This window comes from Streptomyces sp. NPDC055287 (assembly GCF_053646035.1).
The window spans coordinates 41,161-56,441 of record NZ_JBSHNE010000010.1; the positions used below are offsets into that span (position 1 = coordinate 41,161).

A 15,281-nucleotide genomic window follows, 5' to 3' on the forward strand; every position below is an offset into this window, starting at 1 on the left:
TACGAGGCCTTCCCTCTCGTGCGGCGGATCGTTGATATACAGACACAAGAATTCCGACGAGGAAGGCACGGCCGCCGCACGTGAGGGACACACGAGAGAGTCGGCTGCTCCTGGTGCTGCTGATCGCCATCGCATTCGCGCTGATCACGGTGGACATCCGTGGCGGCGAGGATTCGCCGGTCGACGGCGCCAGGCGGGCCGCCGCCACCGTCTTCGGACCGGTGGAGAACGGGGTCGCCGCAGCCGTCGACCCGATCGGCAACGCCGTGGGAGCCGTTCGGGACTCCGGTGAGCGGCACGACCGCCTCACCGTCCTCGAGCGCGAGAACGCCGCACTCAAGCAGAAGCTCGGCAGCGACGACCGCAACCGCAGTGGCGTACGCCAGCTCGACAAGATGCTCAAGCGGGCGGGTGCCGGCCAGTACGGCATCAAGGGCGCCGAAGTCATCGCGATAGGAGCGGCCCAGGGATTCTCCTGGACCGTCACCATCGACTCCGGCAGCAATGACGGCATCAAGCGCGACATGACGGTGCTCAACGGCGACGGACTCGTCGGCCGCGTCACCACCGTCGGACCGAACACCGCGACCGTACTGCTCGCCAACGACCCGGACTTCACCGTCGGCACCCGCCTGGAGAAGACCGACGAGCTCGGCTTCGCCACCGGCCAGGGGGACCGCGCGCTGCGCGTACAGATGCTCAACGGCAAGGCCAAGGTCAAGGCGGGCGACCGGCTCGTCACCTTCGGCTCGGAGGCCGCCAAGCCGTTCGTGCCCGGCGTCCCGGTCGGCCGGGTCGTTCGCGTCGACCCCTCCGGCGGCGACCTCACCCGTACCGTCTACGTCCGCCCGTACGTCGGCTTCACCAAGCTCGACATCGTCGGCGTCGTCGTCCAGGCGCCGCGCAAGGACCCGCGCGACATGGTCCTGCCGCCCAAGCCCGCGGGCCCCAGGCCCACGCCCACGGTCACCGTCACGGTCACCCCCTCCGGGCCTCCCGCCGACGGCACCGTGGCCGCCGACGGCACCGAGTAGGAGCTGAACCTCATGCGCTTCAACCGGATCCTGCTCTCCACCACGCTGGTGGTCGTCGCCCTGGTCGTCCAGGTCACCGTTCTCGCCCGGCTCCAACTCCCCGGCGCCGTACCCGACGTGATGCTCCTGACCGTCCTCGGCCTCGCCTTCGTGTACGGCAGCACGAGCGGCGCCCTCATCGGGTTCGGTGCCGGCCTCCTCGCCGACCTCGCCCCGCCCGCCGACCACGCGGCCGGCCGCTACGCGCTCGTCCTGTGCGTCATCGGCTACCTCGCCGGACTCGCGAAGCCGGACACCGGCCAGCTCAGGTCCGCGACCGCCCCGATGGTCGCGGTCGTCGTCGCCGCCATCGGCTCCACCCTCCTGTACGCGGGAGTGGGCGCCCTCGTCGGCGACACGGCGGCCCGCCATGTGGGCATCGTGAACCTGCTGCTCACCTCCGCGCTGTACGACCTGCTGCTCGCCCCGTTCGTCGTGCCGGTCGTCATGGCGCTGGCCAGACGCGCCGACAACGACCCGCTCGCCGACAGCCAGAGCGGCAAAAACGGCGCCGACGTGGCCAGCGGCTGGCTTGCCTCCGGCACCGGGCTGCGCATCGGCAGCCAGCGCGCCGGGCTGAGGGTCAAGGCCGCTCGCTCGCGGGCGGCGCGGGCCGGCCGCATCAAGGGGGTCAAGCGCCTGTGACCACCGCTCGCACCAGGGACTCCGAGGAGGGGACGACTTGAGCAACATTCCCGAGACCGGACGGACCCCTCGGGTCCAGATCCGGCTGATCATCATCCAGGTCCTGGTCTTCTCCCTCCTGCTCACCCTCGGCGGCCGCCTCTGGTACCTCCAGATCCGCAACGGCGACGAGTACACCGCCGAAGCCGCCGGCAACGGCGTCCAACAGGTCGTCCAGCCCGCGGTCCGCGGCTCGATCCTCGACGCACGCGGCGTGCCGCTCGCCGACAACGAGACCCGCCTCGTCGTCTCCGCCAGCCGCACCGAGCTGATGAAGATGAAGGACGACGGCAAGGGCGTACTGGCCCGCCTCGCCGACGTACTCGGCATGAAGCCCAAGGAAGTCGCGGACAAGGTCAGGCTCTGCGACTCCAAGACGCCGCAGCCCTGCTGGAACGGCTCGCCCTACCAGCCGATCCCCGTCACCGACGAGGCCACCACCAAGCAGGCCCTCCAGATCCGCGAGCGCGCCGAGGACTTCCCCGGCATCACCGCCGAGCCGACGGCCGTACGCCGCTACACCGCCCCGGCCAAGGCCAGGACCGCCCAGGTCCTCGGCTACCTTTCGCCCGTCACCGACGAGGAGATCGAGAAGGCGAAGGACGGCCCGTCGCCGTACCTGCGCTCCGACATGGTCGGCCGCTCCGGACTCGAGCGCACGTACGACAAGGAGCTGCGCGGCAAGGCAGGCGTCACGCGCTACGAGGTCGACAACCTCGGCCGCGTCATGGGCGAGTCGGAGAACGATCCGACGGTGCCCGGCTCCAACGTCGTCACCAGCATCGACGGCCGGGTCCAGGCCGTCGCCGAGCACGAGCTCCACCAGGCGATGAAAACCGTCCGGCAGGAGACCGACAAAATCACCGGCCGCAAGTACGAGGCCGACTCGGGCGCCGTCGTCGTCATGGAGTCCAAGACCGGGCGCGTCGTCGCGATGGCCTCCCAGCCCGACTACGACCCCAACGCCTGGATCGGCGGCATCTCCGGCAAGGAGTACGCCCGGCTCACGGACAAGAGCTCCAACTACCCGCTGCTCAACCGGGCCATCCAGGGCCAGGCGCCGGCCGGCTCGGTCTTCAAGGTGGTGTCGGCGAGCGCGGCCGTACGGGCCGGCTACCCCTTCGACGGCCGCTACAACTGCAGCAGCTCCTACAGCATGGGCAACCGGAGCTTCGCGAACTTCGAGTCCAAGGGGCACGGCCCCATCTCGCTGGGCGACGCCCTCAAGTTCTCCTGCAACACCGTCTTCTACCGTCTCGGCCACGAAGAGTGGCAGCGTGACGGCGGAATAAAGCCGAAGAAGGGTGCCCACGACTGGTTCTACCGGACCGCCCACGACTTCGGGTTCGGCAATGAGACCGGCATCGACCTGCCGAACGAGGTCAAGGGCCGCATCCCCGACCGCCAGTGGAAGCAGAACTTCTGGGCGGCCAACAAGGACAGCTGGTGCAAGCAGGGCAAGAAGGGCGGCAGCTACGTCGAGCAGATCGCCTACGAGAGCTGCCTCGAAGGCAACCAGCTGAAGGCCTTCGACAGCATCAACTTCGCCATCGGCCAGGGCGACGTCCTCATCACCCCCATCCAGTTGGCCACCGCCTACTCCGCCATCAGCAACGGCGGCACCCTTTACAACCCCACCCTCGGCAAGGCCGTGATCAGCCCCGACGGCAAGAAGATCGAGGAGATCAAGCCCAAGCCGCACGGCAGGCTGCCGGTCAACGCGGAAACCATCAGCGACCTCGACAAGGGCCTGCGCTCCGTGGTCGAGCCCGGCGGCACCGCCGCCTGGCGGTTCGGCGGCTGGCCGCAGGACAAGATCCCGATGCATGCCAAGACCGGTACCGCCCAGGTCTACGGCAAGCAGACCACCTCGTGGTTCGCGACCTATACCAAAGAGTTCACGATCGTCATGACGATCTCTCAGGGTGGTACGGGCTCCGGCGCGTCCGGCCCCGCCGTCCGCAACATCTACGACGCCCTCTACGGAGTCAGCGACGACGGCGACATCAACCCGAAGAAGGCCCTGCTGCCGAAGCCCCAGAAGGAGCTCCCGAAGATCGGCACGGACGGCTCCATCGATGCCCCGGAGATCAGGCCGTACGTACCCGAGAAGCCCAAGGATCCGGCTGCGGACAAGCAGATCGCGATCGGCAGGAGTGGCGACTGATGGCCGGCCCGCACGGTTTCTCCGTCCAGCGGTACGCGCCCGAGCGCGGCACCCTCGCCAAGCTCACCGCTCGCGATTCCGTGGTGCGCCGACTCGACTGGCCGCTGCTCTGGGCGTCGCTCGCGCTGTCCGTCATCGGCGCGCTGCTCGTCTGGTCCGCGACCCGCACGCGCGACCAGCTCAACCAGGGCGACCCCGAGTACTTCCTCTGGCGCCACGTCCTCAACACCGGCATCGGGCTCGTCCTGATGGTCGGCACCATCTGGCTGGGGCACCGCACCCTGCGCGGCGCGGTGCCGGTGCTGTACGGCCTGTCGGTGGTGCTGGTCCTGCTCGTCCTCACGCCGCTCGGCGCGACCATCAACGGCGCGCACGCGTGGATCGTGATCGGCGGCGGGTTCTCCCTCCAGCCCTCCGAGTTCACCAAGATCACGATCATTCTGATCATGGCGATGCTGCTCGCCGCCCGCGTCGACGCGGGCGATCAGGAGCATCCCGACCACCCCACGGTCGTCAAGGCCCTGTGCCTCGCCGTCGTACCGATCGTCGTCATCATGCTGATGCCCGACCTCGGCTCGGTCATGGTCATAGCGGTGATCATCCTCGGGGTGCTGCTCACCTCCGGGGCGTCCAACCGCTGGGTCCTCGGCCTCATCGGCACCGGCGCCGTCGGCGCCGTCGTCGTCTGGCAGCTCGGTGTGCTCGACGAGTACCAGATCAACCGCTTCGCCGCGTTTGCCAACCCGGAACTCGACCCGGCGGGCGTCGGCTACAACACCAACCAGGCGCGCATCGCGATCGGCTCCGGCGGCCTCAGCGGCACCGGCCTCTTCAAGGGCAGCCAGACCACGGGGCAGTTCGTCCCCGAGCAGCAGACCGACTTCGTCTTCACCGTGGCGGGTGAGGAGCTCGGCTTCCTGGGCGCCGGTCTTGTCCTGCTGCTGCTCGGCGTGGTGCTGTGGCGCGCCTGCCGCATCGCCCGCGAGACGACCGAGCTGTACGGCACGATCGTCGCCGGCGGCATCATCGCCTGGTTCGCCTTCCAGTCGTTCGAGAACATCGGGATGACGCTCGGCATCATGCCGGTGGCCGGACTGCCGCTGCCGTTCGTGTCGTACGGCGGATCGTCGATGTTCGCGGTCTGGGTGGCGATCGGACTGCTCCAGTCGATCAGGGTGCAGCGGCCCATAACGGCATGAGACCTGCCCGCGAGCCGCAATCGCGACTAGATTCGGTTCATGGCGGACACCAAGCGCGAGATCGAGCGGAAGTACGAGGCCACCGACGAGACCCGGCTGCCCGACCTGACCAAGGTGGCCGGGGTCTCGTCCGTACGGGACGAGGGCGTCGCGGAGCTCGACGCTGTCTACTACGACACCGAGGACCTGCGGCTCGCGGCCGACTCCATCACCCTGCGGCGGCGCACCGGCGGCGACGACGCCGGCTGGCACCTCAAGCTCCCCGTCTCCCCTGACGTACGGGACGAGGTCCGCGCCCCGCTCGCGGACGACCTGCCACCCGCCCTGGCCGCCCTGACGCGGTCCCGGACCCGCGAGGAGCGGGTCGTTCCCGTCGTACGGCTGCGCAGCGTGCGCGACGTACGCCACCTCCTCGACGCCCGCGGCGAACTGCTCGCCGAGGTCAGCGTCGACACCGTCACCGCGCAGCGGACCGGCGTCCCGGCCTCCGGCGCCACCACCCGATGGACCGAGGTCGAGGTCGAGCTCGCCGACGAGGGCGACCCGGCCTTCCTCGACGCGGTCGGGAAGAAACTCCGCAAGGCCGGCCTGCGTCCCGCCGCATCGGCGTCCAAGCTGGCCAGAGCCCTGGAGGACACGGCGCCGTCGTGGAAGAAGCCGGAGCGGGACGGGCCGGAGAAGGGCGGGCCGGACGGCGACGCCCGGACCGCGGGCGACCACGTCCTCGCGTACCTGCGCAAGCAGTACGACGCGCTGGTGGCGTACGACCCCGCCGTGCGGCGCGACCTCCCCGACTCGGTCCACCAGATGCGCGTGGCCACCCGCCGGCTGCGCAGTGCCTTCCGGACCTACCGCAAGGTCCTGGACCGGACGGCCACCGACCCGCTCGCCGAGGAGCTCAGGTGGCTGGCACAGGAGCTGGGCGTGGACCGCGACCAGGAGGTGCTCGACGCCAGGCTCCGGGCCCGGATCGACGACGTACCCGACACGCTTCTCCTCGGCCCGGTGCGAGGACGGCTGCGCATCTGGTCCGTGGCCGGCCGTGCGAGCGCGCGCGCCAGGACCCTCGCGGCGCTCGACAGCCGGCGCCACCTGGACCTCCTCACCGCCCTGCACACCCTGCTGGCCGATCCGCCGCTGCGCCCTGCCGCATCGCGGCCCGCCGCCGACGTCCTGCCGAAGGTGCTCCTCAAGGACTACGGCCGACTGGCCCACCGCATGGAGTCGGCTCTCGCGCTGCCCCCCGGTGACGAGCGGGACCAAGCGCTGCACAGCGCGCGTAAGGCAGCCAAGCGCACCCGTTACGCCGCCGACGCGGCCCGGCCCGCCCTGGGCAAGTCCGCCAAGCGGCTCTCGAAACGGGTGAAGGACGTCCAGTCCGTACTGGGAGAGCACCAGGACAGCGTGGTGGCGCGGCAGACGCTGCGGACCCTGGGCGCCCAGGCCCACGCGGTGGGCGAGACGTCGTTCACCTGGGGCCTGCTGCACGAGCGGGAGGAAGCCGGCGCCGAGGCCGGGGAACGGGAGCTGCCGCGCGTGTGGAAGCGGGCGACGGCCGGGAAACTTCTGCAGGATCTGGGCGGCTGAGCGCCGGGGTACGCTTGATGGTCCCCCCTGCCAGCTCATGAGAGACACACGATGCCTGTCGAGTCGGTCTTCCCACGCCTGGAAGCGCTTCTCCCGCATGTCCAGAAGCCGATCCAGTACGTCGGCGGCGAACTCAACTCCACCGTCAAGGACTGGGACGCAACGGACGTCCGGTGGGCGCTCATGTACCCCGACGCGTACGAGGTCGGGCTGCCCAATCAGGGCGTCATGATTCTTTACGAGGTGCTGAACGAGCGCGAAGGGGTCCTGGCCGAGCGCACCTACAGCGTGTGGCCGGACCTCGAGGCGCTCATGCGCGAGCACCAGGTCCCGCAGTTCACGGTGGACGCGCACCGGCCCGTCAAGGCGTTCGACGTCTTCGGGCTGAGCTTCTCCACCGAGCTCGGCTACACGAACATGCTGACGGCCCTGGACCTGGCGGGCATCCCGCTGGAGTCCAAGGACCGCACGCTCGACGACCCGATCGTCCTCGCGGGCGGGCACGCCGCGTTCAACCCCGAGCCGATCGCGGACTTCATCGACTGCGCGGTGATCGGCGACGGCGAGCAGGCCGTCCTGGAGATCACCGAGATCGTCCGTGCCTGGAAGGCCGAGGGCCGTCCCGGCGGGCGTGACGAGGTGCTGTTCCGGCTGAGCAAGACCGGCGGCGTGTACGTTCCCCGGTTCTACGACGTCGAGTACCTGCCCGACGGCCGCATCGGCCGCGTCGTACCGAACAGGTCCGGCGTGCCGTGGCGCGTGTCCAAGCACACCGTCATGGACCTCGACGAGTGGCCCTACCCGAAGCAGCCGCTGGTCCCGCTCGCGGAGACCGTCCACGAGCGGATGTCCGTCGAGATCTTCCGCGGCTGCACCCGCGGCTGCCGTTTCTGCCAGGCCGGCATGATCACGCGCCCCGTGCGGGAGCGAAGCATCACCGGCATCGGCGACATGGTGGAGAAGGGTCTCAAGGCGACCGGCTTCGAGGAGGTGGGCCTGCTCTCCCTCTCCTCCGCCGACCACACCGAGATCGCCGAGGTCGCGAAGGGTCTCGCCGACCGGTACGAGGAAGACAAGATCGGTCTTTCGCTGCCGTCGACCCGCGTGGACGCGTTCAACATCGACCTCGCCAACGAGCTGACCAGGAACGGCCGCAGGTCCGGCCTGACCTTCGCTCCCGAGGGCGGTTCGGAGCGCATCCGCAAGGTCATCAACAAGATGGTCTCGGAAGAGGACCTCATCCGGACGGTCTCGACGGCGTACGGCAACGGCTGGCGTCAGGTGAAGCTGTACTTCATGTGCGGCCTGCCCACCGAGACCGACGACGACGTCCTGCAGATCGGCGACATGGCCGTCAAGGTCATCGCCGAGGGCCGCAAGGTGTCGGGTCAGAACGACATCCGCTGCACCGTCTCCATCGGCGGGTTCGTGCCCAAGCCGCACACCCCGTTCCAGTGGGCGCCGCAGCTCAGCGCCGAGGAGACCGACGCGCGGCTCGAGAAGCTGCGCGACAAGATCCGCGGCGACAAGAAGTACGGCCGTTCCATCGGCTTCCGCTACCACGACGGCAAGCCCGGCATCGTCGAGGGACTCCTCTCGCGCGGCGACCGGCGCATCGGCTCCGTCATCCGCGCCGTCTACGAGGGCGGCGGGCGCTTCGACGGCTGGCGCGAGTACTTCAGTTACGACCGCTGGATGGAAGCCGCCGCGAAGACGCTGCCGGACTTCGGCGTGGACGTCGACTGGTACACGACGCGTGAGCGTACGTACGAGGAGGTCCTGCCCTGGGACCACCTGGACTCCGGTCTCGACAAGGACTGGCTCTGGGAGGACTGGCAGGACTCGCTCGACGAGACCGAGGTCGAGGACTGCCGCTGGACCCCGTGCTTCGACTGCGGCGTCTGCCCGCAGATGGACACGCAGATCCAGATCGGCCCGACGGGCAAGAAGCTGCTGCCGCTGACGGTCGTCAAGTAGAAGCCGCGCACTGCCTGAAGGCCCGGCCGGGGGAAGCCCCCGGCCGGGCCTTCAGGCGTAACGGCCTTCGTGCGTAACGGATCGACAACCGGACTACGACGGGGGATCCGGACGGCGGGCTGACGCGTCTCTCCCTGCATGGACTTCGAAAAGCAGCCTCAGCCGCCGGCGTCGCAGCCGCCCGCGCCCCGGCGCGAGACGCCGCAGGCGGAAGGCTGTCTGACTGCCTTCATCAGGATCCCGGTGCGCATCGTCGTGCTGGTCCTGGTGGTGCCCGTGCGGATGGCGTGGGACCTGCTCACCGTGTGCGGGAAGGCCGTCGGCCGCGCGCTCGGCGCGGTCTTGCGACTGCTGGTCGTGACACCGCTGGTGTGGCTGTACGCCAAGGTCCTCGTCCCCGTCGCGAAGGCGCTCGGGTACGTCGCTCACGCCGTGTTCGTCATGCCGTGGGTGCTGCTGTGGAAGTACGTCGTGGTGCCGCTCGTCCGGTACGGGATCGTGGCGCCGGCGGTGTGGCTGTACCGGCAGGTGCTGACCCCGGTCGGGCACGGGCTGGCGTGGCTGGCGCGCGGGTTCGGGCACGGCCTGGCCTGCTTCGGGCGCGGGCTCGCCCGGCTCGGGCGCGCCGTCGGGCACGCGGTCGCGATCGCCGCGGGTGCCGTGGGCTCGGCGGTGGGCCTGTTGGTGCGGACGCTCGTCGTGGTGCCGCTGGTGTGGCTGTACGCATACGTCCTCACCCCGGTCGGGCACGTGCTCGCCCGGGTGGGCAAGGCGCTGTTCGTCTGGCCGTGGGTGGCGCTGTGGCAGTACGTGCTCGCTCCGCTGGGCCGGGGGATCGCCTGGCTGGTCCTCGGGCTCGCGCGCGGGCTGTGGGCGGGGGCCGTGTGGTGTGTGATGACACTCCTGGTGCGGCCCGTCGCGTGGGTGTGGCGCGCCGTCCTGGTCCCGGTCGGCGTGGAGGTCGCCGCCGCTGCCGGGCACGCCTGGCGCATCGCCGGGTACATCTCCCGGGCCGTCGGGCGCGCCCTGAAATGGCTCGGGTGGAACCTCGTGGGCCGGCCGGTGCGCTGGGTGTGGCTCGGCGTGTGCACGCCCGTGGGGCACTGGGTGCGCGACACCCTCTGGGCTCCGGTCAAGACGGCGGCCCTCGAAGCGGGGCGGACGGCGCGCGGTGCGCTGCGGACCGCGCGGGAGACCGTGCGCCAGGCTCGGCGCGACGCGTGGCGCGCGCTCGTCGGAGGCCCGGCGGACACCTGGCCCGCCGCGGGCCCGGCCGCTGGTCCGGCCGAGGCCGTGGAACCGGTGCGGACTCCTGCGCGTACTCTGGGTAGTAAGACCACCGCCCCCAGCGCGGCACCCGCGTCCGAGATCTCCCTGGTTGGCAAAAGCACAGCCGAGCAGGGGTGAGCCGGCCGCCGGGACGCGGGGGGGACGATCCCCACGCCGGAAGGGTGACGCGCGGACAGCGCGCCGCCCCGCACGAGGAGAAGAACCACTGGGCAAGCGACAGCCCGAAGGCCCGCCGCCCGCACCGGCGGTGCAGCGCATCCGACTGCGCTACACCAAGCGCGGCCGCCTCCGGTTCACCAGCCACCGTGACTTCCAGCGCGCTTTCGAGCGGGCGCTGCGCCGCGCCGCCGTACCCATGGCGTACTCGGCCGGCTTCACCCCGCACCCGAAGGTCTCGTACGCCAATGCCGCACCCACCGGTACGGGCAGCGAGGCCGAGTACCTGGAGATCGCACTGACCGCCACCCGCGACGCGGACGAGCTGCGCGAGCTGCTCAACGAGTCGCTCCCGGACGGACTCGACATCACGGACGCGGTCGAAGCGCGTACGTCGGGTCTCGCCGACCGGTTGCAGGCCTCCGTATGGGAGATGCGCCTCGAGGGCGTCGCTCCCGAAGACGCGGAGAAGGCCGTCGAGGCCTTCCTCGCGGCTGAGAGCGTCGAGGTCCAGCGCCGTACCAAGAACGGCATGCGGTCCTTCGACGCGCGCAGTGCCGTCGTCGGCCTGCAGGCCGTTACCGCGCCGTCCGATAGGCCGGAGGACAAGCCCTGTGCGATACTGCGGCTGGTTGTTCGGCACTTGACACCCGCCGTACGACCCGACGACGTCCTGTCCGGTCTCCGAGCTGTGGCCGACCTGGCGCCGCCGGTCCCCGCAGCGGTGACCAGGCTGGCGCAGGGGCTCTTCGACGAGGAGTCCGGCACGGTGACCGACCCGCTCGCGCCCGACCGCGAGGCAGTCACGGCCGCCCCACCCACGGCCGCCGGACTGACCGCCGCGAAGGCGCCGGAAGGTGCAGGTTCCGCGTAGGGCGGTCGTTGTAGCGCAGCCCTCGTACTCGGGAGCCACCTGGGTCGGGCCGCGCACTGACCAGAAGACTTTCGCCAGGCCGTGCGTATACCGCGTACGGAACCGGCGAGCTAGACAACAGCTCCCGTGCGGCGCCCGCGCCCCGGACGGCGGTACCGCGCTCATCGCTCGGACCGGACCGGACCGGAACCAGGTGTGGCGCCCGGGAGCGTGACGGGAGAACCGCCCGCATGCTTGAGCCGAACGATTCCACCGAGCCCTCGGCAGGTACCGCGCGTACCGCCGGGGACACCGACAACAACCACTCGCCCAGCGACACCCTGCCGCCGCGCCGCCGGCGCCGCGCGGCCTCGCGTCCTGCCGGACCGCCGTCCGGTGACGACAAGGCCGTAGCGCAGTCCGCCGCCAGCACGGAGGCCGCGGCTCCGGCCATACCGGCCGGAGAGGGTGCCGTGAACGACACCAACGAGCCCACCCAGCCCGAGGACAGCACCGAGGCTGCTCCGCCGGCCCGTACGCGCCGTCGTGCCACCCGCAAGGCGACCGCGCCCGCCGGTGCGCCGAAGCCCGCCGAGGCCGAGGCCGCTGTGGAGACCCCTGCGGCTCCTGCCGAGCAGCCCGCCGAGCCCGCGGAGAGCACCGACGCTCCGCCGGCCCGTACGCGTCGCCGTGCGACGCGCAAGGCGACGGCTCCGGCCGGTGCGCCGAAGACCGAGGAGCCGGCTGCCGTCGAGGTCCCGGCCGCGACCGAGCCCGTCGCCGCGCCCGAGCCCGAGGCCGCCGTTTCGCCCGACGCCGTCGAGGAGGCCGCTCCGCCGGCCCGTACGCGTCGTCGTGCCACCCGTAAGGCGACCGCGCCTGCCGGTGCGCCGAAGCCCGCCGAAGCCGAGGCCGCTGTGGAGGCCCCTGCGGCTCCCGCCGCCGACGAAGCCCAGGCCGCTCCTGCCGCCCCGGCAGCCGACGAGGCCGCCGAAGAGGCGCCGCGTGGGCGCAGCCGTCGTCGTGCCACCCGTAAGGCGACCGCGCCTGCCGGTGCGCCGAAGCCGGCCGAGGCCGAAGCTGAAGCCGAAGAGGCTCCGGCTGCCGCCGCCGAGCCCGCGCCTGTCGCCGCCGAGACCGCCGAGGAAGCCCCGCGTGGCCGTACGCCGCGCCGTCGCGCCGGCCGTAAGGCCGCCGACGAGGCCGCTGCCGACGAGGCCGCCGCGCCGAAGGCCGCAGCCGCAGAGCCCGCAGAGGAGCCGGCGCGTTCGCGCCGCCGTGCGACGCGGCCCGCCGTGGCCGTGTTCCAGGCACCGGTCTTCACCGAGCCGATGTTCCAGACCCCCGAGACGGCAGCCGCGGCCGCCGCCGCCCGGGTGACGGAGCCGGACTACATCGAGGACGTGGAGGAGGAAGAGGAGGCGGAGGAGACCGTCACCATCGAGGCCCCTCCCGCCCCGCAGGCCGCACCGCGCGGCCGCCGTCGCCGTCGCCGCGGTGAGCCCGCCGAGGACGAGCGCACGGAGCGGACCGAGCACACGGAGCGCGCCGAGCGTCCCGAGCGCGCCGTCGAGGCCGCGCCGCAGCCGCAGGAGCCCGCCGAGGCCGTCGAGGAAGAGCGCGACGAAGAGGCGCAGGACGAGTCCGACGAGGCCGAGGACCGCAGGGCGCGCCGCCGTCGCCGCGGTGGCCGTCGCCGTCGCCGTGGCGAGCTGCCCGACTCCGAGGAGGCCGAGGAGCAGGACACGTCCGACGAGGCCGCGGCTGAGCGGGCCGAGGAGGAGGAGCGCGCCGAGGACGAGGAGGACGAGTCAGGTGCGGGTTCCGCCTCCAGCCGTCGTCGCCGTCGCCGTCGCCGTCGTAGCGGTGACGCGGGCCCGGAGACCGAGGCGAACGGTGTCGACGACCCCGAGCGTACGGTCGTCAAGGTCCGCGAGCCGCGCAAGAAGGAAGCGGAGCGCGAGCCCGGTACCGGCTTCGACGAGGTCCAGTCCATCAAGGGCTCGACCCGTATGGAGGCCAAGAAGCAGCGCCGTCGCGAGGGCCGTGAGCAGGGCCGCCGCCGCGTCCCGATCATCACCGAGGCCGAGTTCCTGGCGCGCCGCGAGGCCGTCGAGCGCGTGATGGTCGTGCGCCAGAACGGCGACCGCACCCAGATCGGCGTGCTCGAGGACAACATCCTCGTCGAGCACTACGTCAACAAGGAGCAGTCGACCTCGTACGTCGGCAACGTCTACCTGGGCAAGGTCCAGAACGTACTGCCGTCGATGGAGGCCGCCTTCGTCGACATCGGCAAGGGCCGCAACGCCGTCCTGTACGCCGGTGAGGTGAACTTCGACGCGCTGGGCATGGGCCACGGCCCCCGCCGCATCGAGACCGCCCTCAAGTCCGGCCAGTCGGTCCTCGTGCAGGTCACGAAGGACCCGATCGGTCACAAGGGCGCCCGCCTGACCAGCCAGGTCTCGCTGCCCGGCCGCTACCTGGTCTACGTGCCCGAGGGCTCGATGACCGGCATCAGCCGCAAGCTGCCCGACACCGAGCGCGCGCGTCTGAAGACCATCCTCAAGAAGATCGTTCCCGAGGACGCGGGCGTCATCGTGCGCACCGCCGCCGAGGGCGCGAGCGAGGACGAGCTGCGCCGTGACGTCGAGCGTCTGCAGCAGCAGTGGGAAGACATCCAGAAGAAGTCGAAGAGCAGCGGCGCGACCAGCGGTCCGACGCTTCTCTACGGCGAGCCGGACATGACCGTCCGCGTCGTCCGCGACATCTTCAACGAGGACTTCTCGAAGGTGATCGTCAGTGGTGACGAGGCGTGGCAGACCATCCACGGCTACGTCAACCACGTCGCCCCGGACCTGACGGACCGGCTCTCGCGCTGGACGTCGGAGGTCGACGTCTTCGCGACGTACCGGATCGACGAGCAGCTGATGAAGGCGCTGGACCGCAAGGTCTACCTGCCGAGCGGCGGTTCGCTGGTCATCGACAAGACCGAGGCGATGATCGTCGTCGACGTCAACACCGGCAAGTTCACCGGTCAGGGCGGCAACCTCGAAGAGACCGTGACCAGGAACAATCTGGAGGCGGCCGAGGAGATCGTGCGCCAGCTGCGGCTGCGCGACCTGGGCGGCATCGTCGTCATCGACTTCATCGACATGGTCCTGGAGTCGAACCGCGACCTGGTGCTGCGGCGCCTGCTGGAATGCCTGGGACGCGACCGTACGAAGCACCAGGTCGCCGAGGTCACGTCGCTGGGCCTGGTCCAGATGACCCGCAAGCGGGTGGGCCAGGGTCTGCTGGAGTCCTTCTCCGAGACCTGCGTCCACTGCAACGGGCGCGGCGTCATCGTGCACATGGAGCAGCCGACCGCCGCCGGAGGCGGTGGCGGCGGCAAGCGCGCGAAGAAGCGCGGCCGCGGTGGTGAGGCCGAGCACGAGCACGTGGAGCGGGCCGAGGCCGAGACCGAGGTGGAGACGGAGGCCGAGGTCGCCGCAGAGGTGGCCGCGCCGATCGCGCTGCCCGAGCCCGAGTTCGTACCGGACGAGGACCTGTACAGCAGCCCCGCCGAGGCCGAGGCGGCTGCGGGACGCGGCCGTTCGCGCCGTCGGGCGTCGCGCAAGGCGACGGCTCCGGCCGGTGCGCCGAAGGCGGCGGAACCGGTGTACGCACCGGAGCCGGAGCCCGCGGCCGTCGCGGTGCCCGAGCCCGAGCCCGTGGTCGAGCCCGAGCCCGTTGTGCAGGAAGCCGCCCCGGTTCGTACGCGCCGTCGTGCGACGCGTAAGGCGACCGCTCCGGCCGGTGCGCCGAAGACCGCCGAACCGGTCGTGGCCGAGGAGGTCCAGGTCGTCGCTCCCGCCCCCGTGGCGCAGGAGCCGAAGGCCGAGGAGCCCAAGGCGGCCGAGCCGGTGACCGAGGCTCCCGTGGCCGAGGCCCCGGCGGAGGAGCCCGCAGCCGCGGCTCCGCCGCGTGCGCGCCGTCGTGCGACCCGTAAGGCGTCCGCGCCGGCCGGATCGCCCAAGGGCGCCGAAGAGGCGGCCGTACTGGTCGTCGAGGCACCGGTGGCCGAACAGGGCGCCGAGGCCGAGGCTGAGGCCGAGGTCGTGGCTCCGGCCAAGAAGACGGCTCGTAAGACGGCCGCCAAGAAGGCCCCGGCGAAGAAGGCGACGGCTGCCAAGAAGACCGCCGCGAAGAAGACGACCGCCAAGAAGACGACGGCCAAGAAGGCGTCGGCCTCGAAGAAGACTTCGGCTGCGGAGCAGCAGTCGCCGTCGACGGTCTCGGCACCCACCGAGGACTGA

General features: G+C 71.2%; 9 protein-coding genes. All 9 read left to right on the plus strand.

The genetic code is table 11. The features are described 5' to 3' along the window. Nucleotides 1-80: 80 nt before the first annotated feature. The 9 genes from mreC (at nt 81) to ACWIHY_RS17825 (ending at nt 15,281) form a co-directional block, all read left to right on the plus strand. Complete coding sequence (gene mreC, locus ACWIHY_RS17785; protein WP_454376570.1) at nt 81-1,034, plus strand: rod shape-determining protein MreC; 954 nt, start codon at nt 81-83, stop codon at nt 1,032-1,034. Between the two features lie 12 nt (nt 1,035-1,046). Next, nucleotides 1,047-1,718, plus strand: coding sequence for a rod shape-determining protein MreD (mreD, locus tag ACWIHY_RS17790; RefSeq protein WP_454376571.1), 672 nt, complete (start codon nt 1,047-1,049; stop codon nt 1,716-1,718). Between the two features lie 37 nt (nt 1,719-1,755). Beyond that, nucleotides 1,756-3,924: a penicillin-binding protein 2 gene (gene mrdA / locus ACWIHY_RS17795; RefSeq protein WP_454376572.1), complete on the plus strand. Its 2,169-nt coding sequence runs from the start codon at nt 1,756-1,758 to the stop codon at nt 3,922-3,924. Then, nucleotides 3,924-5,123, plus strand: coding sequence for a rod shape-determining protein RodA (gene rodA / locus ACWIHY_RS17800; protein WP_454376573.1), 1,200 nt, complete (start codon nt 3,924-3,926; stop codon nt 5,121-5,123). The genes mrdA and rodA overlap by 1 nt, the downstream gene beginning before the upstream one ends. A 39-nt stretch (nt 5,124-5,162) precedes the next feature. After that, complete coding sequence (locus ACWIHY_RS17805) at nt 5,163-6,710, plus strand: CYTH and CHAD domain-containing protein (protein WP_454376574.1); 1,548 nt, start codon at nt 5,163-5,165, stop codon at nt 6,708-6,710. A 51-nt stretch (nt 6,711-6,761) separates the two neighbouring features. After that, the gene (locus tag ACWIHY_RS17810) at nt 6,762-8,687 is read left to right on the plus strand and encodes a TIGR03960 family B12-binding radical SAM protein (RefSeq protein WP_454376575.1); all 1,926 of its coding nucleotides are present in this window, start codon (nt 6,762-6,764) and stop codon (nt 8,685-8,687) included. A gap of 138 nt (nt 8,688-8,825) precedes the next feature. Then, nucleotides 8,826-10,094, plus strand: a complete 1,269-nt coding sequence (locus tag ACWIHY_RS17815) for a hypothetical protein (protein ID WP_454376576.1) — start codon at nt 8,826-8,828, stop codon at nt 10,092-10,094. A gap of 130 nt (nt 10,095-10,224) precedes the next feature. Next, nucleotides 10,225-11,007 (plus strand): TIGR03936 family radical SAM-associated protein, encoded by a 783-nt coding sequence (locus tag ACWIHY_RS17820; protein ID WP_454376577.1) that lies wholly within the window; start codon nt 10,225-10,227, stop codon nt 11,005-11,007. A gap of 230 nt (nt 11,008-11,237) precedes the next feature. Further along, nucleotides 11,238-15,281: an Rne/Rng family ribonuclease gene (locus tag ACWIHY_RS17825; protein ID WP_454376578.1), complete on the plus strand. Its 4,044-nt coding sequence runs from the start codon at nt 11,238-11,240 to the stop codon at nt 15,279-15,281.